The following is a 20,876-nucleotide window of genomic DNA, read 5'->3' as shown; positions in this document are numbered from 1 at the left end:
GGGGGGGGGGGGTGGGGGGGGTGGTGGGGCGGAGGGAGGGGGAGGAGGGGGTGGGGGGTGGGGGGGGTGGGGGGGGGGGGGGGGTGGGGGGGGGGGGGGGGGGGTTCCCCCCCCCCCCCCCCCCCCCCCCGGCCCGGGCTCACCGGCCCAGGTACTTCGGCTGCTCCTTGTTCACGAACGCCCGCACCGCGATGGCGTGGTCCTCCGAGGAGCCCGCCCGGGTCTGGAGCTCGTCCTCCTTCTCCAGGGACTCCTCCAGCGAGTGGCTCAGCCCGTACGCCACCGACTCCTTCAGCGCCGCGTACGCCACCGTCGGACCCTCGGCCAGCGCCCGCGCCACCTTCTCCGCCTCCGCCCGGAGATCCGCCGCCGGGACCAGCCGGTTCGCGATGCCCAGCTCGTACGCCTCCTGGGCGGAGATGCTGCGCGGGAAGAGCAGCAGGTCGGTGGCGCGTCCGGGGCCGATCACGCGCGGCAGCGTCCACGAGATCCCGGAGTCCGCGGTCAGCGCGACCCCGGCGAACGAGGTGTTGAAGGCCGCCGTGTCCGCGACGATCCGGTAGTCCGCGGCCAGCGCGAAACCGAAGCCGGCGCCCGCCGCGACCCCGTTCACCGCCGCGACCACCGGCTTCGCGGCCCCGGCGATCGCCTTCACGATCGGGTTGTAGTGCTCGCGCACCGTGCTCATGGTCTGTCCGGAACCGCTCTCCCGGTCGGCGGCCAGCAGCCCGATGTGCTCCTTGAGGTCCTGCCCGACGCAGAACGCCCTGTCACCCGCGGCCGTCAGCAGCACGGCCCGTACGGCGTCGTCGTCCGCGGCGGACCGGACCGCGTCCCGGAGGGCGACCTTCGTCGCGACGTTCAGCGCGTTCATCGCCTCCGGGCGGTTCAGCGTGATCGTCGCGAGCCCGTCGCCCACCTCGTAGAGCACGGTGTCGGCCATGGCGTATCCCTCCGTGTGGCGGCTCGGGACGTACCGGCGAGTACGTCCTCGTCTGCAGGACAGCATGACGGAGATCACCGGCCGCGGCGGGCGGCCGACGTGTGACCTGCGTCAAACAATTCCTGTCCGTTTCCGATCGGGGGAACTGTGTGCGGCGGCGCAGTATCGCAGTCACATCGCCGAATTGAGTGGTTTTGCTCGCGCGCGTTGCCCAAGCGATGCCGACTGATGTTGGTCATCGGGTCCCGCGATGCGGGATAATGGCCTGGAAGCAATGTGTTCGATGCCGGTGGCGTGTGTCCTGCTTCGAGGACCGCAGGTGCCCTTCAGTGGGCCGTCGGCTAGACGGTTGAGCTGGGTTTCAGGAAGGGGAACGAGCATGGCGGCCATGAAGCCGCGGACGGGTGATGGCCCGCTCGAGGTGACCAAGGAGGGGCGGGGCATCGTCATGCGCGTTCCGCTCGAAGGCGGCGGTCGGCTCGTCGTCGAGCTGACCCCGGACGAGGCCGACGCGCTCGGCGACGCCCTCAAGAAGGTCGTCGGCTGACGCGCAAGCGACCATACCCTTTCAGCCGCCCCGGCACCGCACGCGGTGCCGGGGCGGCTGTTTCGCGTGGGTGGAGGGCTGCCGCCCGTACCGGCCGGAGGGTCCGCCCCCGCCCGCCGGTGCCTCACCGCTTCACGGCGCAGAGGAGTCCGTCCCCCACCGGCAGCAGCGACGACACCAGTTCCGTGCTCTCGCGTACGGTCCGCACCAGCTCCCGCAGCCGCAGCACCTCCGTGGGCTGCGGTCCGGAGTCCACCGTGCGTCCGTTCGCGAAGACCCCTTCGAAGGCGACCATGCCTCCCGGGCGCAGCAGGCGCAACGATTCGGCGAGATAGTCCTGGTACTCCTGCCGGTCGCCGTCGCAGAAGACCAGGTCGTAGCCGGAGTCCGCGAGACGGGGCAGGACGTCCAGCGCGCGGCCGGGGATGAAGCGGGCCCGGTTGCCGGCGAAGCCGGCGTCGCGGAAGGCCTGGCGGGCCGACTGCTGGTGCTCCGGCTCCTGGTCGACCGTGGTCAGCACCCCGTCCGTACGCATCCCGTGCAGCAGATGGATCCCGGAGACTCCGCAGCCCGTGCCGATCTCCGCGACCGCCTTGGCGTCCACGCTGGCGGCGAGCAACCGCAGTGCCGCGCCCGTGCCGGGCGACACCGAGCGCAGCCCTGCGTCGCGGGCCCGGTCACGGGCCCAGTGCAGCGCTTCGTCCTCGGCGACATAGGCGTCGGCGAACGCCCAGCTCGTCTGCCGGTTGGCGGTAATGACCCTCTCCCGTCCCCGTGGGTGCCTGGGCGTGACTGTATCCGTTGGCGTCGGGAACCCGCAGATGGGACCGGTCGTTTAAAGGATGAGCAAGTGGTGCGGGCCGTGACGGGGGGCAGGAGTGGACGAGGACGCCGAGCAAGTGCCGACGCAGTCGTACGAGCCATGGCAGCCCAGATCAAATTCTCGTAAAACCGCTTATCCGGAGCTAACGGGCGAGGTGGCTATGGTAGGGGCTCCACTGGACACCACCAGAGCCGATAGGGGAGGTGCGGCTGCGCCTGTGGATCGCGGAGGAGTGCTGCGGCGCTTCCTCGGATCGGCGGGCAGGCCGAAATCCGTGAACAACACCGCTGCTGACCAGGACCGCGCCGGCGACCCGGCCCAGACCGCGACTTTCTCCACCGACGCGGACGGGCAGGCGTGGACTCCGCCCACCTGGGAGGAGATCGTCAGCATGCACAGCGGCCGGGTCTACCGGCTCGCCTACCGCCTCACCGGCAACCAACACGACGCCGAGGACCTCACCCAGGAGGTCTTCGTCCGCGTCTTCCGCTCGCTGTCGACGTACACGCCGGGCACCTTCGAGGGCTGGCTGCACCGGATCACCACCAACCTCTTCCTGGACATGGTCCGCCGCAAGCAGCGGATCCGCTTCGACGCGCTCGGCGAGGACGCGGCCGAGCGGCTGGCCAGCAAGGAGCCCACGCCCCAGCAGGTCTTCAACGACGCCCACTTCGACGCGGACGTCCAGCAGGCCCTCGACACCCTCGCCCCCGAGTTCCGAGCCGCCGTCGTCCTGTGCGACATCGAAGGACTGTCGTACGAGGAGATCGCGGCCACCCTGGGCGTCAAGCTCGGCACCGTGCGGTCCCGGATCCACCGCGGCCGTTCCCAGCTGCGCAAGGCCCTCGCGCACCGCTCGCCCCAGGCGCGGGCGGAGCGCCGCTCCTTCGTGCCGCGTGTTCCCGCACTGGGAGGAGGGGGCGCGAGCGCGTGAGCGGTTCACAGCCGAAGTCGTCCGAGGGACTCCTCGCAGAGCAGCATCTGGGAGACCGACTCTCCGCCCTGGTGGACGGAGAGCTCGGTCATGACGCGCGTGAGCGCGTACTGGCGCACGTCGCCACCTGCGCCAAGTGCAAGGCGGAGGTGGACGCCCAGCGCCGTCTGAAGAACGTCTTCGCGGAGGCCGCGCCCCCGCCGCCCTCCGAGAGCTTCCTGGCCCGCCTGCAAGGGTTGCCGGCCGGGGGCGACCTGGGCGACGGCGGCTCGCCGCTCGGCGGTGGAGGGCTCCCGGGCGGCACGTCGGGACGGTTCGGCGGTGGCTCCGGGGTCTTCGGGACCCGGCGGAGTGAGCGCTTCGAGTTCGCGTACACGCCCGTCCGCGGGCACGAGCCCGTGCTTCCGGCGGGCGGCCGGGGCTTCGCCATCCACGACGTCAGCCGCCATGAGCAGGACCGGCCGTCCTCGCGCGGGCTGCGGTTCGCGTTCGTGGCCGCCGGGGCGGTGTCGCTGGCCGCGATCGCGCTCGGCGGGGTCACCACGAGCACGCCCACCGACACGGAGGCGCGTGGCTCGGGCAAGGGCAGCAATGTGACGCCGCTGCGGACGCAGGGCAGCGGCGCGGCGATGCCCGAGTCCCAGCGCCGCCGCGGCGCGGGACCGCTGCTGGGCCAGATGGTGGGCGGGAGCTCCCCGGCCGCGGCCCCCGCGGCCCCGACCGCGGTCTCCGCGCCGCTGCTGCCCGGCGTCCCGCCCCCGACGGAGCGCCACCCCACCCTGGGCACGCCCATGACGGGCGGTGCGACGGCCGTGTCCCCGCTGATACGGCCGCTCACCTCGACCCCGCCGCTCACCCTGACCACCTGGGCCACGTCGGCCGGGCTCAGGGACCCCGGCCTCGTCAGTGCCGGTCCGACGCCGGCCCCCACGTCCACGTCCCGCTGAGCCGTTCAGTGCGCGGGGGCGCGCGAACCTGATTGAATCCAGGGGGCGCGCCCAGGCCGCACAGCCGGGTGCCGAGCCACGGAGCCAGTAGTTTCGCGGCCACCGCCGACGCGTGGTGCCGCATCCAGCTGTGGGGAGAGCATGAACGACGGGAAGCCGGGCCCACCGGGGGAGGAGCCGACCACGCGTCCCGAGGGGCCCGACGGCGACTTCGAACTGGCCCGCCCGGACCGCGGGCGGACCGCCGTCGGCGCCGACCACGAGGGCGACTACGAGCTGGACAGCCCCCTGCGGCCCGAGGGCCCGGAGGGCGGCAGCCCCGCTGCCCCCAACTCCGGAGCCCTCGACTCCGGGGCTCCCGGTCCCGGAGCTCCGGGCCCCGTGGCCGCCGGGACCGAGGACTCCGACGAGCCCGCTGGACCGGCGTCCTCGGCCGCTCCGGCGCCCGGTGCCGACGCCCCCGTCGTGGAGACCAACGAGCCTGCCGGTTCCGCCTCCCCGGCCGTTCCGGCGTCCGGTGCAGGCACCGCCGTCGTGGAGGCCGATGCGTCTGTGGGGTCCGCGTCTCCGGTCGTTCCGGCGCCCGGTGCCGGTGCATCCGTCGTGGAGACCGACGCGTCCGTCGGGTCGCCGTCCCCGGCTCTCCCCGCACCGGAGGTCTCCGACACCCCGCCCGTGGCGTTCGCGCCCCCCGCCCCGGAGCGGCCACAGCCCCTGCACGACCCCGATCCCTACAGCACCCCGCCGTACGGTGAACCGGGCCCCTGGGCACCCGCGCCGCCCGTCCAGCACCCCGCGACGACTCCAGCCCACGGGATGGCGGTCGTGGCCCCTCCCGCGGGCACGGCGCCGCACGGCGCACCCTCTGTGCCGGACGGGTCCTCGCACGGCGCACCCGCGCCGCACAGCGCACCCGCGCCCCACGGCGCCCCCGCCGTGCCGGACGGGGTGCCGCACGGCGCTCCCGCCGCGCCCGTCGTCCCCGCGCAGGCGCACCCGGGCGACCGGGTTGCCCCGCCCCGGGACGCCACCGCCCCCGCCGCCGACCCCTGGGGGCGCTACGACCCTTGGGCGGCCGCCGCTGCCGCCGCGCCGTTGCAGCGGGCCGAACCCACCGTGGTCAGTGAGAAGCAGCGGCGCCGGCGGACCCGGCGGGTGCTCATCGGGGCCGCGCTGGTGCTCGCGCTCGTCTCCGGCGGCATCGGCGGAGCGGTCGGCGTGTACCTGGAGCGCAACGGCGGTGTGGGCACCGTCGAGCTGCCGCAGGCCGCCCGGGAGGCGCCCGGGCGGGACCCCGGCAGCGTCGCCGGAATCGCCGCGCAGGCGCTGCCCAGCGTCGTCACCCTGCACGTCAGCGGCGCGGGCGAGGCCGGCACGGGCACCGGCTTCGTGCTCGACGGGAGCGGCCACATCCTCACCAACAACCACGTCGTCGAACCCGCCGGAGACGACGGCGAGATCACCGTCACCTTCCACAGCGGCGACACCGCCGAAGCCACCGTCGTCGGCCGGGACAGCGGCTACGACCTCGCCGTGGTGAAGGTGAAGGGCGTCAGCGGGCTCACCCCCCTCCCGCTCGGCAACTCCGACAACGTGCGGGTCGGCGACCCCGTCGTCGCCATCGGCGCCCCCTTCGACCTGGCCGGCACCGTCACCTCCGGCATCATCAGCGCCCGGGAGCGGCCGATCACCGCCGGCGGCGAGAAGGGCGACGGCAGCGACGTGTCGTACGTCGACGCCCTCCAGACCGACGCGCCGATCAACCCCGGCAACTCCGGTGGCCCCCTGCTGGACGCCAAGGCCCGCGTCATCGGCATCAACTCGGCCATCCGCTCCGCCGACGGCGGGGTCGCCCCGGACGGTGCCCGGGCCGGCTCGATAGGGCTCGGTTTCGCCATCCCCATCAACCAGGGCAAGCGCGTCGCCGAGGAACTGATCAACACCGGGAAGGCCGCCCACCCGGTGATCGGCATCACCCTCGACATGGACTACAGCGGCGACGGCGCCCGCGTCGCGGCGAAGGGGAGCGACGGCGGACCCCCGGTCAGCACCGGCGGCCCCGGTGCCCGGGCCGGGATCAAGGCCGGCGACGTCATCACGGAGGTCGACGGCCGGCGCGTCCACTCCGGCGAGGAGCTCATCGTCAGGACCCGCGCCCACCGCCCCGGCGACCGGCTGGAACTCACCCTGGAACGGGACGGCCAGGAGCGTACGGTCACCCTGACGCTCGGTTCCTCCGGGGGCGACTGAGGCATACGGACCCCCGGGACAGTACCGGTCGTACGGGGTGGCCGGGTACCGTGGACCCGGCCCGGACCACGGAAGACCGCAGGCCGCACCGAGGGCCGAGGACCGAAGGCATCGCGAGGAGCTTCAGGTGTTCAATGACATAGGACCGCTCGAGCTGGTGACGCTCATCGTCCTCGCCGTGCTCGTCTTCGGTCCGGACAAGCTCCCGAAGGTCATCCAGGACGTGACACGCACGATCCGGAAGATCCGGGACTTCTCGGAGAGCGCCAAACAGGACATCCGGCAGGAGCTCGGCCCGGAGTTCAAGGACTTCGAGTTCGAGGACCTGAACCCCAAGACGTTCATCCGCAAGCAGCTGGACAACGACGACCTGGGGCTCAAGGAGATCCGCAACGGCTTCGACCTGAAGAAGGAGATGGCCGAGGTCGCGGACGCCGTCCACGGCCGCGAAACCGACTCCTCCCCGTCCTCCTCCGGCACCTCCGCCACCTCCGGCGGCCGGGTGGACATGACCAAGAAGCCCGAGCCCCCCGCGGCCGACAACCGCCCGCCCTTCGACGCGGACGCCACCTGAGCCGGACGCGCGGGAGCGCACGCCCCCGCGTACGTGACGCGTTTCATACTCCACCTGAGCTGCGCACGGCCTGATCAGGGCGTCCGAGCGCCCCACGCGCCGGGCGGTTTCCCTGCGTGTGGCGTCAAGGTGGCTATGCTGCCGAGTTGTTGTGCGGAACGGACGAGTACGCCCGAAGGGGGGCGGGCCGCCCGGTCCGACGAGAGCGAGGAGGCGTCCGGGCACATGGAGACGACGAGTTCGGCAGTCGCGCAGGCGCCGGCCGCGGAGGACGGACAACCCGTTCCCTCCGCCCGGCGTACGGTCGACGGCTACCTGCGTGCGCCCTTCCCCTGGTACGGCCTCGACGAGGCCTTCACGGGACGGCGCTGGCTGATGCAGGTCGGACTGGCGGCCGACGGAGCCGTCGAGCACGGATCGGTCGGGCACGGCGACGAGCCGTCGGTGCGCAGTGAGTTCACGGCCGGGGCCGACCCGGAGGCCAAGGAGAGGTTCGCGGTCGTGGTGACCGTCGCCGCCAACCCGGTGCGGCGCAGCGCCGACGGCACCGGTCTGCTGGAGGCCACCTCGGTCTCCTCCGCCGCCTGGCTCGCCGGTGTGGGGCTGCTGTCCTTCACCTGGCCCGGCCAGATGGACCACTCCCTGCGCGACGACTGGCTGGACCAGCAGACGGAGACGGCCTGGGTCCTCGCGGACGACCTGGACGGCCCGGACTGGTCGACGCTGTCCCTGCCCGTGGACGGGGTGCCGACGCCGTTCCACTACCGGGAGTCCGAGTTCGGCTGGGTGCTCGCCGGTTCCACGCAGGCGGGCGTGCACGTGGGTGCGTACGGCAGGGGCATGAGCGCGTACGGCCTCGGCTTCTCCGTCGTCAAGGACATCGCCGCCTACGAGGCCTGAGCGCCCACGGGCCTGAGCGGATACGAGGCCTGAGCGGATACGCGGAAGGGCGCCGTCCTCCCCGGACGGCGCCCTTCCGTGTGAGAGCCCTCAGAACTTGTTGCGCGGGGTGATCCCCAGGGACATGCCCGACAGGCCCCGCTGCCGGCCGCCGAGCTTGCCGGCGATGGAGCGGAGCGCCGCGCCGGCCGGGGAGTCCGGGTCGGACAGCACCACGGGCTTGCCCTCGTCGCCGCCCTCGCGCAGCCGGACGTCGATGGGGATGGCGCCGAGCACCGGGACGTTGGCGCCGGTGGTGCGGGTCAGGCCGTCGGCGACGGTCTGACCGCCGCCCGTGCCGAAGACGTCGACCATCTCGCCGCAGTGCGGGCAGGGCAGCCCGGACATGTTCTCGACCACGCCGACGATCTTCTGGTGCGTCTGCACGGCGATGGAGCCCGCCCGCTCGGCCACCTCGGCCGCCGCCTGCTGGGGCGTGGTGACGACGAGGATCTCGGCGTTCGGCACCAGCTGGGCCACGGAGATCGCGATGTCGCCGGTGCCGGGCGGCAGGTCGAGCAGCAGCACGTCCAGGTCGCCCCAGTACACGTCCGCGAGGAACTGCTGGAGCGCGCGGTGCAGCATCGGGCCGCGCCACACCACCGGGGCGTTGCCCGGGGTGAACATGCCGATGGAGATGACCTTCACGCCGTTCGCCGACGGCGGCATGATCATGTTCTCGACCTGGGTGGGACGCCCGTCGGCGCCCAGCATGCGCGGCACCGAGTGGCCGTAGATGTCGGCGTCCACGACACCGACCTTCAGTCCGTCGGCCGCCATCGCCGCCGCCAGGTTCACCGTCACCGACGACTTGCCGACGCCGCCCTTGCCGGACGCGACCGCGTACACCCGGGTCAGGCTGCCCGGCTTGGCGAAGGGCACCTCGCGCTCGGTCTGGCCGCCGCGCAGGGCGCTCGCCAGCTCCTTGCGCTGCTCGTCGCTCATGACGTCCAGCGTCACATCGACCCGGGTGACGCCCTCGACCCGGGAGACCGCGTCCGTCACGCGCTGCGTGATGGTGTCCCGCATGGGGCAGCCGGAGACCGTCAGGTACACGGTGACCGCGACCGCCCCGTCCGCCCCGATCTCCACCGATTTGACCATGCCGAGTTCGGTGATGGGCCGGTTGATCTCGGGGTCGTTCACCGTCGCCAGTGCCTCGCGCACCGCGTCTTCCGTAGCCATAAGGACGATGGTACGGCGCCGGGTACACCCGCCGGTAAGTACGTCACCGGTCGTCTGCGTCACGTCCCGGCGGCCGTTCCGCCCGCATCGCCGGGAAGGAGCCGTGATGGTCCTTGTGACCGTTCTGTCGTTCCTCCAGCTCCTTGACCACGTCCTGGAGCTCCGAGCGGATCCAGTCCCGGGTGGCCACCTCGCCGAGCCCGATCCGCAGGGCCGCGATCTCCCGGGTCAGATACTCGGTGTCCGCGATCGACCGCTCGTTCTGCTTGCGGTCCTGTTCGAGCTCGACCCTGGCGCGGTCGTCCTGCCGGTTCTGCGCCAGCAGGATCAGCGGGGCCGCGTAGGAGGCCTGGAGGGACAGCATCAGGGTCAGGAAGATGAACGGGTACTCGTCGAAGCGGAGAGCGGGCGGCGCGGAGACGTTCCACAGCACCCACAGGATGATGACGACCGTCATCCAGACGAGGAACCGCCCGGTGCCGATGAAGCGCGCGATGCGCTCGGACAGCCGCCCGAAGGCCTCCGGGTCCCACTCGGGCAGGACGCGGCGCCGGGGAGGGCGCGGCTGGTCCAGACGGGGCGTGCGCGGCCGTCCGGCGGCCGTGGCGCCCACCGGCACGCGCTCGCGTCCGCCCTCGCGCTCAGCCGCCATCGGTCACCACCCCCTCGTCCAGGCCCTCGTCCAGGGTGAACTCGGTCTCCCGCCAGTCCTCGGGCAGCATGTGGTCAAGCACGTCGTCCACCGTCACCGCGCCCAGCAGCGAGCCGGCCTCGTCGACCACGGGCGCCGCCACCATGTCGTACGTGGCGAAGAAACCGGCGACCACGGGCAGGGCCGCGTCCGGGTCCAGGGGCTGGAGATCGTCGTCCAGGATCGAGCCGACCAGCGTGTACGGGGGATCGCGCAGCAGGCGCTGGAAGTGGACCGTGCCCAGGTACTTGCCGGTGGGCGTCTCCTCGGGCGGACGGCAGACGTACACCTGTGCGGCGTGGGCGGGGGAGAGGTCGGGCGCGCGGATCCGGGCAAGGGCGTCCGCGACGGTGGCGTCGGGCCGCAGCACGATCGGCTCGGTCGTCATCAGACCGCCCGCCGTGTGCTCCTCGTACGACATCAGGCGCCGCATGTCGGCGGCGTCGGAGGGCTGCATCAGGCTCAGCAGCCGCTCCTTGTCCTCCTCGGGCAGCTCGCCGAGCAGGTCGGCCGCGTCGTCGGGGTCCATGGCCTCCAGGACGTCGGCGGCGCGCTCCTCCTTCAGCTTGCCGAGGATCTCGATCTGGTCGTCCTCGGGCAGCTCCTCCAGGACGTCCGCGAGCCGGTCGTCGTCGAGGGCGGCCGCCACCTCCGCGCGCCGTTTGGGGGAGAGGTGGTGCAGGACGTTGGCGAGGTCGGCGGGGCGCAGCTGCTCGAAGGTGGCGAGCAGGTTCTCGGCGCCCTGTCCCTGCTCCTCCAGGGAGAACCCGGTGACCGCGGACCACTCGACGGTCAGCGCCTCGCCCTTGCCGCGCCGGAAGGCGCCGCCCTTCTTCCCCTTGCGCACGAACACGCGGTCGATCTCCCACTCGCGGCGGGCCGCCAGCTGATGCACCGACAGGTCGAGGACGGTGACCTCCTCGCCGCTCTCCACGAGCGTCACCCGCCGGTCGAGCAGCTCACCGAAGACGAGCCGCTCGGTGGGCCGCTGCTCGAAGCGCCGCACATTGAGCACCCCGGTGGTGATGACCTGGCCGGACTGCACGGCGGTGACCCGGTTCATGGGCAGGAAGATGCGGCGGCGGGTGGAGAGTTCCACCACCAGTCCGAGCAGTCGCGGCGGACGCCGGCCGGGCCGCAGGATGACGACCAGATCGCGCACGCGCCCCACCTGGTCGCCGGCCGGATCGAAGACGGCGACACCGGAGACGTGCGAGACGAAGAACCGGGGGGCGCCCCCTGCCATGTCCGCCACTCCTTTCCGTGCGGGGTGGTGCGTCGTGGGTACTGCCTGCTGCGTTTGTTTTCCGAATTGCCCGCTCGGATGGGCTTCAGGCTAGCCCGTACCGATCGGCCGTGCGCTTGTGGCCGGTCCGGACGGACTGGCTCCGCCCGGTCTCCCCGACCCCGGTACCCTGCGGTACGCCGTTCAGGTCCCCCGTCAGAGAGGCAGCCCACCTGTGATTCCGATCTACCGGGGCCGTTCCCGCAGGGCCACGCTGGCCGGCGCCGTGTGCGCGCTGCTCGTGACGGGGACGGCGCTCACGGGATGCTCCGAGGATCCGAACGAGGGCACCAACGGTGTCGGCAGACTGCCCGCCGACCAGATCCAGAGCAGGGCCCAGAAGGCCGCCACCTCGGCCGGTGCCGTACGGCTGCACGGCACCGTGGTCACCAGCGGACGCGCGTACACGCTGGACATGCGGCTGAAGGAGGACGGCGGCATCGGTTCGGTCACCACCAAGGGGGAGACGTTCCGCCTGCTGCGGATCGACGACGAGCTGTATCTGAACGCCGGGGCCGAGTTCTGGGGTCACGAGGACGGCGAGGACGACGGCAAGGCGGACGCGGCGGCGGCCGGCAAGCTCGCCGAGAAGTATGTGAAGGTGCCGCAGGGCGACCCGTCGTACAAGAAGTTCATCGGCTTCACGGACAAGAATGTCCTCCTCGGTGGTCTGCTGACCCTGCACGGCAAGCTGGCCACGGACGGCCACCACGAGCAGTCGGGCGTGCGCACCATTCGCGTCACCGGCGACGAGGGCTCCGGCGGCACCCTGGACGTCTCCCTCGAGGGCACGCCGTACCCGGTGCGTCTGGTGCGGGCCGGGAAGGCGGGCACGCTCACGTTCTCGTCCTGGGGCACCGACTTCGAGCTGAAGGAACCGGCCAAGGACGAGACCCTCGACTACGGCGGCCAACTCCCGACGTCCTAGGTGTGCCGCTTCCGCTTCTTCTTGAGCAGCAGGCGGGGCAGTCCCGCCGGGGCGGCGCGCCGGGTCGTCGCCGGTGTGGGCAGCGGGGCCTCGGCCAGGGAGCCGTCGGGGAGCGGGGCCGTCGCCCCGGTCGGCTCCAGCCGCAGCACCCGGCACTCGCGGGCCCAGCGGTCCGTCATGGCCTCGGCGTCCGGCGCGTTCAGCCGCTTGCCCTTGAGCTCGGCGACCGCCGCCGTCCACTCCTCGGAGCCGGACGGCAGTTCGACGATCGTCGCCGTCCAGGAGACCAGCCGGCCGCCCTTGTCCTTGCTGCGGACCGTCACCTCGGCCGGCCCGCCGTCGGCCAGCCCCGGCAGCGGCTGCTCCCCGGGCCCGTCGCCGACCACGCACGCGGCACCCTCGTGCCACACGTGCCACAGCGCGCGGGCCGGAACGCCCGGCCCCTTCACCCAGACGAGGCCGGACTTCTTGGTGGCCTCCTCGATGAGGGCCCGGTCGAGCAGCTCGCTTGTCATGGGCCCAGCCTATCCAGGGCTCTCACAGCCAGCCGTTGCGCTTCAGCGTCCGGTGGATGCCCAGGCAGATGGCCACCGTGACGCTGAGGATCACCGGATAGCCGTACTTCCAGTGGGTCTCCGGCATGTAGTCGAAGTTCATCCCGTACACCCCGCACACCATCGTCGGTACGGCGATGATCGCGGCCCACGAGGTGATCTTCCGCATGTCCTCGTTCTGCGCCACGGACGCCTGCGCGAGATTGGCCTGAAGGATGGAGTTCAGCAGTTCGTCGAAGCCGATGACCTGCTCCTGCACCCGGGCCAGATGGTCGGCCACGTCCCGGAAGTACTTCTGGATGTCGGGGTCGATCAGCCGCATCGGCCGCTCGCTCAGCAGCTGCATCGGCCGCAGCAGCGGCGACACGGCCCGCTTGAACTCGAGGACCTCGCGCTTGAGTTGGTAGATCCGTCCGGCGTCGGTGCCGCGCGGGGTGCCCTTGCGGCCCGGCGAGAACACCTCCGTCTCGACCTCGTCGATGTCGTCCTGCACGGCGTCGGCCACCGCGATGTAGCCGTCCACCACATGGTCGGCGATGGCGTGCAGCACGGCCGAGGGGCCCTTGGCCAGCAGCTCGGGGTCGTCCTGGAGGCGGTGCCTGAGGGCCCGCAGGGAGCCCTGCCCGCCGTGCCGGACGGTGATGAAGAAGTCCCGGCCGGTGAAGCACATCACCTCACCGGTCTCGACGACCTCGCTGCTGGAGCTCAGCCGGTCGTGGTCGACGTAGTGGACGGTCTTGAAGACCGTGAACAGCGAGTCGTCGTAGCGCTCCAGCTTGGGCCGCTGATGGGCCTGGACGGCGTCCTCCACGGCCAGTGGGTGCAGTCCGAACTCGCGGGCGATACCGGCGAATTCGGCCTCGGTCGGCTCGTGCAGACCGATCCAGACGAAGCCTCCGTCGCGGCGCACCAGACGCATCGCCTCGTGAGGGGTGAGCGGGCCGCCCTCGGTCACCAGGCGGCGGCCGTCGCGGTAGACGGCGCAGTCGACGACGGCGGTGGTCGTCGCGGGGTCACGGGTGGTGTCGTACGGGCCGCTCTCCTTGCGCAGCGAGACACGGGAGGAGGGACGGACCACGGCGCGCAGGTCGCGGATCATCGACATGGCGGGCTCCTTCGCATACGGGCAACGAAAGGCGCCGGGCACGACGGGTGGAACAACCCGGAATGAGGACGTCCTGGACTGCGGATGTTTGGCACGTCCACAAAGCGGGGAGCACCGCACCGTCGCGGTGGCGGGCTTCGTCGCTGATTCAGCTACTGGGGCAGATCAGGCAGAACGAAACGAAGTGCTCTTCCGATGAAGACGCGCGGGCGAAAGGCGGGAGCCAGACAGGAGCAGCTACATCAGAGCGCGGAAGAGCGGGTGCTACTGCACGGTCGACTTCGGTCCATGCCAGCCCCACCTCCTCCGGCCGGTCCCTCGTGAGGGACGATCCACGATCCCCTGGGGGGATTCCCCCGTGAGCGGGGGGTGTCGTACAGCGTTCGGGACGATCGGACGCTTCTGCGTGCTGCCCGAACCACCGGCCAAGCGTATCAGCCGACTGCCATGTCAAGGCTCTGCTTTGCCCGGTACTGACGAGTTCTATGCTCGCCGCATGGCTGATGTTCTTCCTCTGGTCGAGGCCCGGCTGCGTACGGCGCTGGGCGAACCGGACGCCCGCGCCGCGGTCACCTTCCTGGGCACGGACCGTATCGAGGTGCTGCGCTTCCACGAGGGCGACATCGTGCGCTACGCCACCCTCGGCATGTCCGCGCAGCCCATGACCGACCCCACGGCGGTGATCGCGGACCCGGTGAAGGGCCCGCGGGTCGAGCTGGTGCTGTCCGTCCGGGGCGGCGTCGCCGACACCGACAAGGTGCTCCGACCGCTCGCCGTCCTGGCCGCGTCCCCACAGGTGGAGGGCGTGGTCGTGGCCCCCGGCGCCTCGCTCGACGTGGGCGAACCGCTGTGGCCCGGCGCCGCGTTCACCTCCGTGCTGGTCGCCGAGCCGGGTGGCCTGGTGGAGGACCTGGAGCTCGACGAGCCCCTGGACCCCGTACGGTTCCTGCCGCTGCTGCCGATGACCCCGAACGAGGCCGCCTGGAAGCGGGTGCACGGCGCCCAGGCCCTCCAGGAGCGCTGGCTGAACCAGGGCACGGACCTCCGGGATCCGTCCCGGAGGTCCGTGCCGCTGGAGTGAGGAAGGTCACCAACGCCCGACGACGGGCGGTCAGTTGGCGAAGACGGTGACACCGTCCTCGGTGGCGTGCCGCGGCCGGAGTTCCTCGGCCTCGTTGGTGAGGGCCTCGCGCCGGACGACGACCACCAGGGCGCCGGCCACCGCTGTGACCGCCGCCACCACGAACGGGACGTGGACATCGGTCCACTCCTCGATCCTGGGCGCGAAGTACGGCGCGGCGGCCGCCGCGAACCAGCGCACGAAGTTGTACCCGGCGCTCGCCACCGGCCGGGGCGCGTCCGACACCCCGAGGGCCAGCTCCGTGTACACGGTGTTGTTGACGCCGATGAGGGCGCCGGACAGGACGGTGCAGACGACGGCCGCGGTGTGGCCGCCGTAGCCGAGCACCAGCACGTCCACCGCGAGCAGCACCAGCGAACCGCCCAGCACCGTGAGCGAGCCGAACCGCTTCTGGAGCCGGGGTGCCACGATCACCGAGAAGACGGCTAGCAGCACGCCCCAGGCGAAGAACACCGCGCCCGACCGGTACGGGGACATGTCCAGGACGAACGGCGTGAAGGCCAGCACGGTGAAGAACGTGTAGTTGTAGAAGAACGCCGAGACCGCCGCGGACGCCAGTCCGCCGTGCCCGAGCGCCTTGAGCGGGTCGAGCAGCGAGGTCCTGCGGGCCGGCCGGGGCTGCTCCCTGAGGAACACCGCGATGCACAGGAAGCCGACGGCCATCAGGAAGGCCGTGCCGAAGAACGGGTAGCGCCAGCTCGCGTCGCCGAGCAGCGCGCCCAGCAGGGGTCCGCAGGCCATGCCGAGCCCCAGGGCGGACTCGTAGAGCAGGATCGCCGCCGCGCTGCCCCCGGCCGCCGCGCCGACGATGACCGCGAGGGCGGTCGAGACGAACAGCGCGTTGCCGAGTCCCCAGCCCGCCCGGAAGCCGACCAGCTCGCCGACCGAGCCCGAGGTGCCGGAGAGTCCGGCGAAGACCACGACGAGCGCGAGTCCGAGCAGCAGGGTCTTCCGCCCGCCGATGCGGCTGGAGACGAAGCCGGTCATCAGCATCGCGAGCGCGGTGATGAGGAAGTACGAGGTGAAGAGCAGGGAGACCTGCCCGGCGGTGGCGTCGAGGCCCTCGGCGATGGAGGGCAGGATCGGGTCGACGAGCCCGATTCCCATGAAGGCGACGACCGACGCTCCGGCCGTCGCCCACACGGACTTCGGCTGCCGGAGAAGGCCGCCCGTTCCCGTGTCGAAGGGGTCCTTGGGGTCGTCCATGGGTGCTCCAATCCCGGGACATGACTGCGCATGGATGGTTGGCTTATACACACAATAGATTAGCCAAGCTAATTAATGTAATCTACACGCAGTTTTCCCGCGGCCGGTTCCGCCCGGACGGGTGATCGTCCTTGACGTGACGCGGCAGGGGTAGGACCGTGGGGCCCTATGAGGGGCGAACCCAGTTGCCCGAAGTGTGGTGGCCGGGTCAGGGCTCCCGGCCTCTTCTCGGATGCCTGGCAGTGCGCTGTGCACGGCACCGTCCACCCGTTGCAGCCCGTGATACCGCCGAGCGTCGAGGCCCTCGAAGTCGTCGTGCACCGCACGAAGGTGCCGGTGTGGATGCCGTGGCCGCTCCCCGTGGGCTGGCTGTTCACGGGAGTGGCCTGCGCGGGTGACGACCGCAGCGGGGGCCGCGCGACCGCCGTCGCGTGCACCGGCCCCGGACCGTTGGGCGGCATGGGCGAGCTCATCCTCGTCGCCGAGGAACTCGGAGTGGGCCTCGGCGCGCGGTACGCGGGCACCGACGGACCGGACCCGGGGCCGTACATGAACGTCGAGAAGCCGCCCCAGGCCAAGGTGCTCGCCGCAGGCCGTCCGACCCCGCTCTGGCACGTCTCCAAGACGCCGGACGACCGCGCTGTCTTCGCGGGCGAGGCGCTCGGGATGTGGCTGTGGGCGGTGGTGTGGCCCGAGCAGTCCGGGCTGCTGATGTACGACGAGCTGGTGCTCACCGACCTGCGGGACGCGGGTGCCGAGGTGGAGCTCGTGCCGTGTGGCGCGCTGTCACCTCGCCTGTTGGAGGCATGAGCGGGTCGGTAGGGGGCGCACGGCCGATTCGGGTGTGACAGGGGACGTACGAAAATCCGGTTATCCTGGAGCGTCCCTGTCCGTCCGTCACCGCTTGGAGTAATGCGTCGTGCGTATCGATCTGCACACCCACTCCACCGCGTCCGACGGTACGGACACGCCGGCCGAACTGGTCCGCAAGGCCGCCGCGGCCGGTCTCGACGTCATCGCGCTGACCGACCACGACACCACGCGCGGGCACGCCGACGCCCTCTCCGTGCTTCCGGCGGGGCTCACGCTGGTCCCCGGCGCCGAGCTCTCCTGCCGGCTCGACGGCATCAGCATGCACATGCTGGCCTACCTCTTCGACCCCGAGGAGCCCGAGCTGCTCGCCGAGCGCGAGCTCGTCCGGGACGACCGGGTGCCGCGGGCGCAGGGCATGATCGCCAAGCTGAACGCGCTGGGCGTGCCGGTCACCTGGGAGCAGGTCGCGCGGATCGCCGGCGACGGCTCCGTGGGGCGCCCGCACGTGGCCACCGCGCTCGTCGAGCTGGGCGTCGTGCCGACGGTGAACGACGCGTTCACCCAGGACTGGCTCGCCGACGGCGGCCGGGCGTACATGGAGAAGCACGAGACCGACCCCTTCGAGGCCCTGCGGCTGGTGAAGAACGCGGGCGGTGTCGCCGTCTTCGCGCACCCCGCCGCGAGCAAGCGGGGCAGGACCGTGCCGGAGTCGGCGATCGCCGAGCTGGCCGAGGCCGGCCTCGACGGCATCGAGGTCGACCACATGGACCACGAGCCCGAGACGCGGGCCCGGCTGCGCGGCCTCGCCAAGGAACTGGGGCTCCTGGTGACCGGGTCGAGCGACTACCACGGCAGCCGGAAGACCTGTGTGCTCGGCGAGTTCATGACGGACCCCGACGTGTACGGCGAGATCACGCGGCGCGCGACCGGGGCGTTCCCGGTGCCCGGGACCGGCGGAGCCTGAGGACCGACCTCCGCGCCGCCCTTTTCCTCTCGTACCTCCAGCAAGGCTGTCATGCTCGACGTCGCCGTCTTCGGCTCTCTCTTCCTGACCCTTTTTGTCATCATGGATCCCCCCGGGATCACCCCGATCTTCCTCGGCCTGACCGCCGGCCGGCCCGCCAAGGCGCAGAAGCGGATGGCCTTCCAGGCCGTCTGTGTGGCCGGTGGTGTGATCACCGTGTTCGGGTTGCTCGGGCATCAGATCCTCGACTATCTGCATGTGTCGGTGCCCGCGCTGATGATCGCGGGCGGACTGCTGCTCCTGCTGATCGCGCTCGACCTGCTCACCGGCAAGACCGACGAGCCCAAGCAGACCAAGGACGTCAACGTGGCGCTGGTCCCGCTGGGCATGCCGCTGCTGGCCGGGCCGGGCGCGATCGTGTCGGTCATCCTCGCCGTGCAGAAGGCCGACGGCGTCACCGGGCAGGTCTCGGTCTGGTCGGCGATCCTCGCCATTCATGTCGTGCTGTGGCTGGTGATGCGGTACTCGCTGCTGATCATCCGGGTCATCAAGGACGGCGGAGTCGTCCTGGTGACGCGCCTGGCCGGCATGATGCTCTCCGCGATCGCCGTGCAGCAGATCATCAACGGGGTGACCCAGGTGATCCGGGGCGGCTGATCCCGTCACCGGTCCCGGAAACGCGCGGAGCCCCCGTACCGATGGCGGTACGGGGGCTCCGAGGCGTACGTGCTCCGGACCCGGCCCGGGTGGCCGGCGTCCGGTGTGCCGCGCGTTATGAGGCCGGGGAGTCGGCCGGGCGGATCCACAGGCGCTGCCCGATGGCGGCGGCCTGCTGAACGATGCGGTTGACGGAGGCGGCGTCCACGACGGTGGTGTCCACGGGTGTGCCGTCGACGTCGTCGAGTCGCATGATTTCGAAGCGCAAGGGCTTCTCCCTTCGTCTGGTCATCCTCCTGAAGGAGAACTACTTGGTGGGCGGTCCACGGGGCACTCGGGCCCAGGTCCGTGACGGGTTCAACGCCCTGCGCGATACAAACATTCCCTACGCTAAAGAAATTTTTCGATCGTCTAAATACTGACGGGTAAGGGTTTCGAAGGAGACCGACCGGGACCGGTTGTGTTCGTAGCGTGACCACCGGGACAATGGAGGTGATGAACGAAGACCTCGCGGCCCTGCACGCCCGTATCGACCGCACGAACGAGCTGCTTCAGCGCATGCTCGCCGAGGTGGCGAAGACGCCCTCGACGCACGCCATCTTCGTCGACGCGGGATACCTCTACGCCGCCGCGGGGCGCCTCGTGGCCGGCACGGAGGACCGCCGGGCCTTCGACCTCGACGCCGAGGGACTCATCGACGCGCTCATCGACCGCGCCCGCACCGTCTTCGCGGACAGCCGGCTGCTGCGGGTCTACTGGTACGACGGGGCGAGGCGCCGCATCCACACCGCCGAGCAGCAGACCATCGCCGAACTCCCGGACGTCAAGGTCCGCCTCGGCAACCTCAACGCCAACAACCAGCAGAAGGGCGTCGACTCCCTGATCCGCACCGACCTGGAGTCACTGGCCCGGCACCGCGCCATCAGCGACGCGGCCCTGCTCGGCGGCGACGAGGACCTGGTCTCGGCGGTCGAGGCGGCCCAGGGGTACGGCGCCCGGGTCCACCTCTGGGGCATCGAGGCCCCCGAGGGCCGCAACCAGGCCGAGCCGCTGCTCTGGGAGGTCGACAGCCAGCGCACCCTCGATCTGGACTTCTTCAAGCCGTACGTCTCCCGGCGCGCGACACCGGCGTACGAGCCCACGGCCGGCCGGCCCACCCGCGAGGACGTCCGGTTCGTCGGTGCGCAGATCGCCGCGAAGTGGCTGGTCGCCCGAGGCCGGGACACCCTGGTGGAACTGCTCCCCGGCCATCCCTACCTGCCCGGCTCCGTCGACCAGGACCTGCTGGTGGAGGCCGAGGGCCTGTTGCAGTACTCCCTGCGCGGCCAGGCGGATCTGCGGCGCGCCCTGCGCGACGGGTTCTGGGACCACTTGCAGGCGCAGTACTAGGGGGTGTCGTTTGGATCAGGCCGGCTCCCGGTGACGGCGCCTTGCAGCGGACGCGACTCCGGCAAGATCCAAACGACACCCCTTAGCCGTCGTCGCCGGGATGGTCGTCCCAGAAGTCGGCGAGGGCGCGGGCGGTGGGTGCGGGACGGTCGACGGCGGGTGAGTGCTCGGCCCCGTCGACGACGGTGCGGCGTGCCTTCAGCCGCCGGGCCATCTCATCGAGGTCCGGCACCGGCCAGGTGTCGTCGCGCTCGCCCGACAGGACGTGGAACGGCAGCGGCACGGCGGCCAGTTCGGCGACCCGGTCCGGTTCGGTGCACAACTGGCGTCCAGCCGCCAGCAGTTGTGCGGGCGCGGTGCCCAACCAGCGGCGCCGCAGATGCTCCTGACCGCCGAGACCGCGCGCCGGGCCGCCCACCTCCTCGGGCGGGCCCATGGCCAGGATCGCCTCCCAGCACTCCGCCATCGACATCACCGCGAGCGCGTCCCTGAGCAGCTTCACCCGCTGTTCCTGGGAGACGGAGATCCGTGCGGGGCCGGACGAGACGAGCGTGAGGGAACGGAAGGGGGAGTGGTCGAGGAGGACGGCGGCACGTGCGATCTGGCCGCCGAACGAGTGTCCCACGAGGTGCACGGGCGCACCGAGCGCTTCCGCCTGCGCGAGCACATCTCGCGCCAACTCGTCCTGTGCGTAAGCGGATTCGTCGTGGTCCGGCCCGTCCGACTCGTGCTGCCCCCGCCCGTCCACGGCGACGGTGCGGTAGCCGCGCGCGGCGAGCGGCTCATGCACCAGCGCGAAGTCCTCCTTGCTGCCGGTGTACCCGGGCAGTAGCAACACGGTCCCCTTCGCCGTGACTCCGGCGGCCGGTGGCACGTCCACGACGGCGAACTCACCGCGCGAGGTACGGAGTCGGCGGGTGGCGGCGGGGGAGGGGGAGTGGCTGGTCACGGGCTGAGGGTAGCGGGTGCGGAGACGACGGCGGCCCGGCCCCACGAGGTGT

The 20,876-nt window shown here is 71.7% G+C and carries 22 protein-coding genes; 12 read left to right on the top strand and 10 right to left on the bottom strand.

Features of this window, described 5'->3' with window-relative positions:
• Positions 1-139: 139 nt before the first annotated feature.
• Entirely contained in the window at positions 140-943 is an 804-nt protein-coding gene (gene chcB, locus ACZ470_RS38125) for a 2-cyclohexenylcarbonyl CoA isomerase (protein ID WP_468434559.1), read from the bottom strand.
• Positions 944-1,322: 379 nt separating this feature from the next.
• On the opposite strand from chcB, the gene ACZ470_RS38120 reads away from it, so the two are divergent.
• Complete coding sequence (locus ACZ470_RS38120; RefSeq protein ID WP_003966491.1) at positions 1,323-1,490, top strand: DUF3117 domain-containing protein; 168 nt, start codon at positions 1,323-1,325, stop codon at positions 1,488-1,490.
• 124 nt (positions 1,491-1,614) lie between these two features.
• Here ACZ470_RS38120 and ACZ470_RS38115 read toward each other — a convergent pair whose 3' ends face one another.
• Positions 1,615-2,313, bottom strand: coding sequence for an O-methyltransferase (locus ACZ470_RS38115; RefSeq protein WP_468434561.1), 699 nt, complete (start codon positions 2,311-2,313; stop codon positions 1,615-1,617).
• Between the two features lie 274 nt (positions 2,314-2,587).
• On the opposite strand from ACZ470_RS38115, the gene sigE reads away from it, so the two are divergent.
• From sigE to ACZ470_RS38090, 5 genes are all read left to right on the top strand, one after another.
• Positions 2,588-3,247, top strand: coding sequence for an RNA polymerase sigma factor SigE (gene sigE / locus ACZ470_RS38110; RefSeq protein WP_468434558.1), 660 nt, complete (start codon positions 2,588-2,590; stop codon positions 3,245-3,247).
• A complete protein-coding gene (locus ACZ470_RS38105; RefSeq protein ID WP_468434557.1) occupies positions 3,244-4,194 on the top strand; it encodes an anti-sigma factor family protein in 951 nt (316 codons plus the stop codon). The genes sigE and ACZ470_RS38105 overlap by 4 nt, the downstream gene beginning before the upstream one ends.
• 141 nt (positions 4,195-4,335) lie before the next feature.
• Positions 4,336-6,444 carry a S1C family serine protease gene (locus tag ACZ470_RS38100; protein WP_468434556.1) on the top strand — a complete coding sequence of 703 codons (2,109 nt, stop codon included), beginning with the start codon at positions 4,336-4,338 and terminating at the stop codon, positions 6,442-6,444.
• A 127-nt stretch (positions 6,445-6,571) separates the two neighbouring features.
• Complete coding sequence (locus tag ACZ470_RS38095) at positions 6,572-7,018, top strand: sec-independent translocase (RefSeq protein WP_468434555.1); 447 nt, start codon at positions 6,572-6,574, stop codon at positions 7,016-7,018.
• Positions 7,019-7,243: 225 nt separating this feature from the next.
• Positions 7,244-7,918 carry a hypothetical protein gene (locus ACZ470_RS38090; RefSeq protein ID WP_468434554.1) on the top strand — a complete coding sequence of 225 codons (675 nt, stop codon included), beginning with the start codon at positions 7,244-7,246 and terminating at the stop codon, positions 7,916-7,918.
• A 90-nt stretch (positions 7,919-8,008) separates the two neighbouring features.
• Here ACZ470_RS38090 and ACZ470_RS38085 read toward each other — a convergent pair whose 3' ends face one another.
• From ACZ470_RS38085 to ACZ470_RS38075, 3 genes are read right to left on the bottom strand one after another with little or no spacing between them, the layout of a single operon-like run.
• The gene (locus tag ACZ470_RS38085; RefSeq protein ID WP_468434553.1) at positions 8,009-9,142 is read right to left on the bottom strand and encodes an Mrp/NBP35 family ATP-binding protein; all 1,134 of its coding nucleotides are present in this window, start codon (positions 9,140-9,142) and stop codon (positions 8,009-8,011) included.
• A gap of 43 nt (positions 9,143-9,185) precedes the next feature.
• On the bottom strand, positions 9,186-9,794 hold the full coding sequence (locus tag ACZ470_RS38080; RefSeq protein WP_468434552.1) for a DUF1003 domain-containing protein: 609 nt from the start codon (positions 9,792-9,794) through the stop codon (positions 9,186-9,188).
• Positions 9,784-11,079: a magnesium transporter MgtE N-terminal domain-containing protein gene (locus tag ACZ470_RS38075; RefSeq protein WP_468434551.1), complete on the bottom strand. Its 1,296-nt coding sequence runs from the start codon at positions 11,077-11,079 to the stop codon at positions 9,784-9,786. The genes ACZ470_RS38080 and ACZ470_RS38075 overlap by 11 nt, the downstream gene beginning before the upstream one ends.
• A gap of 214 nt (positions 11,080-11,293) precedes the next feature.
• On the opposite strand from ACZ470_RS38075, the gene ACZ470_RS38070 reads away from it, so the two are divergent.
• Entirely contained in the window at positions 11,294-12,046 is a 753-nt protein-coding gene (locus ACZ470_RS38070) for a hypothetical protein (RefSeq protein WP_468434550.1), read from the top strand.
• On the opposite strand, the gene ACZ470_RS38065 is transcribed toward ACZ470_RS38070, so the two are convergent.
• The gene (locus ACZ470_RS38065) at positions 12,043-12,561 is read right to left on the bottom strand and encodes a hypothetical protein (RefSeq protein WP_468434549.1); all 519 of its coding nucleotides are present in this window, start codon (positions 12,559-12,561) and stop codon (positions 12,043-12,045) included. The genes ACZ470_RS38070 and ACZ470_RS38065 overlap by 4 nt on opposite strands.
• 22 nt (positions 12,562-12,583) lie before the next feature.
• Complete coding sequence (locus ACZ470_RS38060) at positions 12,584-13,705, bottom strand: magnesium and cobalt transport protein CorA (protein WP_468434548.1); 1,122 nt, start codon at positions 13,703-13,705, stop codon at positions 12,584-12,586.
• A gap of 496 nt (positions 13,706-14,201) precedes the next feature.
• Between ACZ470_RS38060 and ACZ470_RS38055 the strand changes: the two genes are divergently transcribed.
• Positions 14,202-14,786, top strand: a complete 585-nt coding sequence (locus ACZ470_RS38055; protein WP_468434547.1) for a suppressor of fused domain protein — start codon at positions 14,202-14,204, stop codon at positions 14,784-14,786.
• A gap of 30 nt (positions 14,787-14,816) precedes the next feature.
• On the opposite strand, the gene ACZ470_RS38050 is transcribed toward ACZ470_RS38055, so the two are convergent.
• On the bottom strand, positions 14,817-16,052 hold the full coding sequence (locus ACZ470_RS38050; RefSeq protein ID WP_468434546.1) for an MFS transporter: 1,236 nt from the start codon (positions 16,050-16,052) through the stop codon (positions 14,817-14,819).
• Between the two features lie 168 nt (positions 16,053-16,220).
• Between ACZ470_RS38050 and ACZ470_RS38045 the strand changes: the two genes are divergently transcribed.
• The 3 genes from ACZ470_RS38045 to ACZ470_RS38035 all read left to right on the top strand — a co-directional run bounded on the left by ACZ470_RS38045 (position 16,221) and on the right by ACZ470_RS38035 (position 18,486).
• Positions 16,221-16,862 carry a DUF6758 family protein gene (locus ACZ470_RS38045; protein ID WP_468434545.1) on the top strand — a complete coding sequence of 214 codons (642 nt, stop codon included), beginning with the start codon at positions 16,221-16,223 and terminating at the stop codon, positions 16,860-16,862.
• Positions 16,863-16,971: 109 nt separating this feature from the next.
• Positions 16,972-17,829 (top strand): PHP domain-containing protein, encoded by an 858-nt coding sequence (locus ACZ470_RS38040; RefSeq protein ID WP_468434544.1) that lies wholly within the window; start codon positions 16,972-16,974, stop codon positions 17,827-17,829.
• 51 nt (positions 17,830-17,880) lie between these two features.
• Positions 17,881-18,486: a MarC family protein gene (locus tag ACZ470_RS38035; RefSeq protein ID WP_468434543.1), complete on the top strand. Its 606-nt coding sequence runs from the start codon at positions 17,881-17,883 to the stop codon at positions 18,484-18,486.
• Positions 18,487-18,601: 115 nt separating this feature from the next.
• Here ACZ470_RS38035 and ACZ470_RS38030 read toward each other — a convergent pair whose 3' ends face one another.
• Entirely contained in the window at positions 18,602-18,754 is a 153-nt protein-coding gene (locus tag ACZ470_RS38030) for a hypothetical protein (RefSeq protein ID WP_190161469.1), read from the bottom strand.
• Between the two features lie 227 nt (positions 18,755-18,981).
• Here ACZ470_RS38030 and ACZ470_RS38025 point away from each other — a divergent pair, with 227 nt between their 5' ends.
• Positions 18,982-19,875 (top strand): NYN domain-containing protein, encoded by an 894-nt coding sequence (locus ACZ470_RS38025; RefSeq protein ID WP_468434542.1) that lies wholly within the window; start codon positions 18,982-18,984, stop codon positions 19,873-19,875.
• Positions 19,876-19,957: 82 nt separating this feature from the next.
• Here the strand turns inward: ACZ470_RS38025 and ACZ470_RS38020 are convergent, their stop codons facing one another.
• A complete protein-coding gene (locus tag ACZ470_RS38020; RefSeq protein WP_468434541.1) occupies positions 19,958-20,824 on the bottom strand; it encodes an alpha/beta fold hydrolase in 867 nt (288 codons plus the stop codon).
• Positions 20,825-20,876: the final 52 nt, after the last annotated feature.

It is taken from the genome of Streptomyces sp. NPDC031111 (assembly GCF_055570675.1).
Note: the sequence above shows the minus strand (reverse complement) of the source record. Positions and strands in the feature narration are given on the sequence as shown.

What these genes read in the sequence shown, in the direction of transcription:
- chcB (WP_468434559.1), bottom strand. Translation starts at nt 943, where the DNA reads ATGGCCGACACCGTGCTCTACGAGGTGGGCGACGGGCTCGCGACGATC.
- ACZ470_RS38120 (WP_003966491.1), top strand. Translation starts at nt 1,323, where the DNA reads ATGGCGGCCATGAAGCCGCGGACGGGTGATGGCCCGCTCGAGGTGACC.
- ACZ470_RS38100 (WP_468434556.1), top strand. Translation starts at nt 4,336, where the DNA reads ATGAACGACGGGAAGCCGGGCCCACCGGGGGAGGAGCCGACCACGCGT.
- ACZ470_RS38090 (WP_468434554.1), top strand. Translation starts at nt 7,244, where the DNA reads ATGGAGACGACGAGTTCGGCAGTCGCGCAGGCGCCGGCCGCGGAGGAC.
- ACZ470_RS38085 (WP_468434553.1), bottom strand. Translation starts at nt 9,142, where the DNA reads ATGGCTACGGAAGACGCGGTGCGCGAGGCACTGGCGACGGTGAACGAC.
- ACZ470_RS38080 (WP_468434552.1), bottom strand. Translation starts at nt 9,794, where the DNA reads ATGGCGGCTGAGCGCGAGGGCGGACGCGAGCGCGTGCCGGTGGGCGCC.
- ACZ470_RS38075 (WP_468434551.1), bottom strand. Translation starts at nt 11,079, where the DNA reads ATGGCAGGGGGCGCCCCCCGGTTCTTCGTCTCGCACGTCTCCGGTGTC.
- ACZ470_RS38065 (WP_468434549.1), bottom strand. Translation starts at nt 12,561, where the DNA reads ATGACAAGCGAGCTGCTCGACCGGGCCCTCATCGAGGAGGCCACCAAG.
- ACZ470_RS38060 (WP_468434548.1), bottom strand. Translation starts at nt 13,705, where the DNA reads ATGTCGATGATCCGCGACCTGCGCGCCGTGGTCCGTCCCTCCTCCCGT.
- ACZ470_RS38055 (WP_468434547.1), top strand. Translation starts at nt 14,202, where the DNA reads ATGGCTGATGTTCTTCCTCTGGTCGAGGCCCGGCTGCGTACGGCGCTG.
- ACZ470_RS38050 (WP_468434546.1), bottom strand. Translation starts at nt 16,052, where the DNA reads ATGGACGACCCCAAGGACCCCTTCGACACGGGAACGGGCGGCCTTCTC.
- ACZ470_RS38045 (WP_468434545.1), top strand. Translation starts at nt 16,221, where the DNA reads ATGAGGGGCGAACCCAGTTGCCCGAAGTGTGGTGGCCGGGTCAGGGCT.
- ACZ470_RS38035 (WP_468434543.1), top strand. Translation starts at nt 17,881, where the DNA reads ATGCTCGACGTCGCCGTCTTCGGCTCTCTCTTCCTGACCCTTTTTGTC.
- ACZ470_RS38025 (WP_468434542.1), top strand. Translation starts at nt 18,982, where the DNA reads ATGAACGAAGACCTCGCGGCCCTGCACGCCCGTATCGACCGCACGAAC.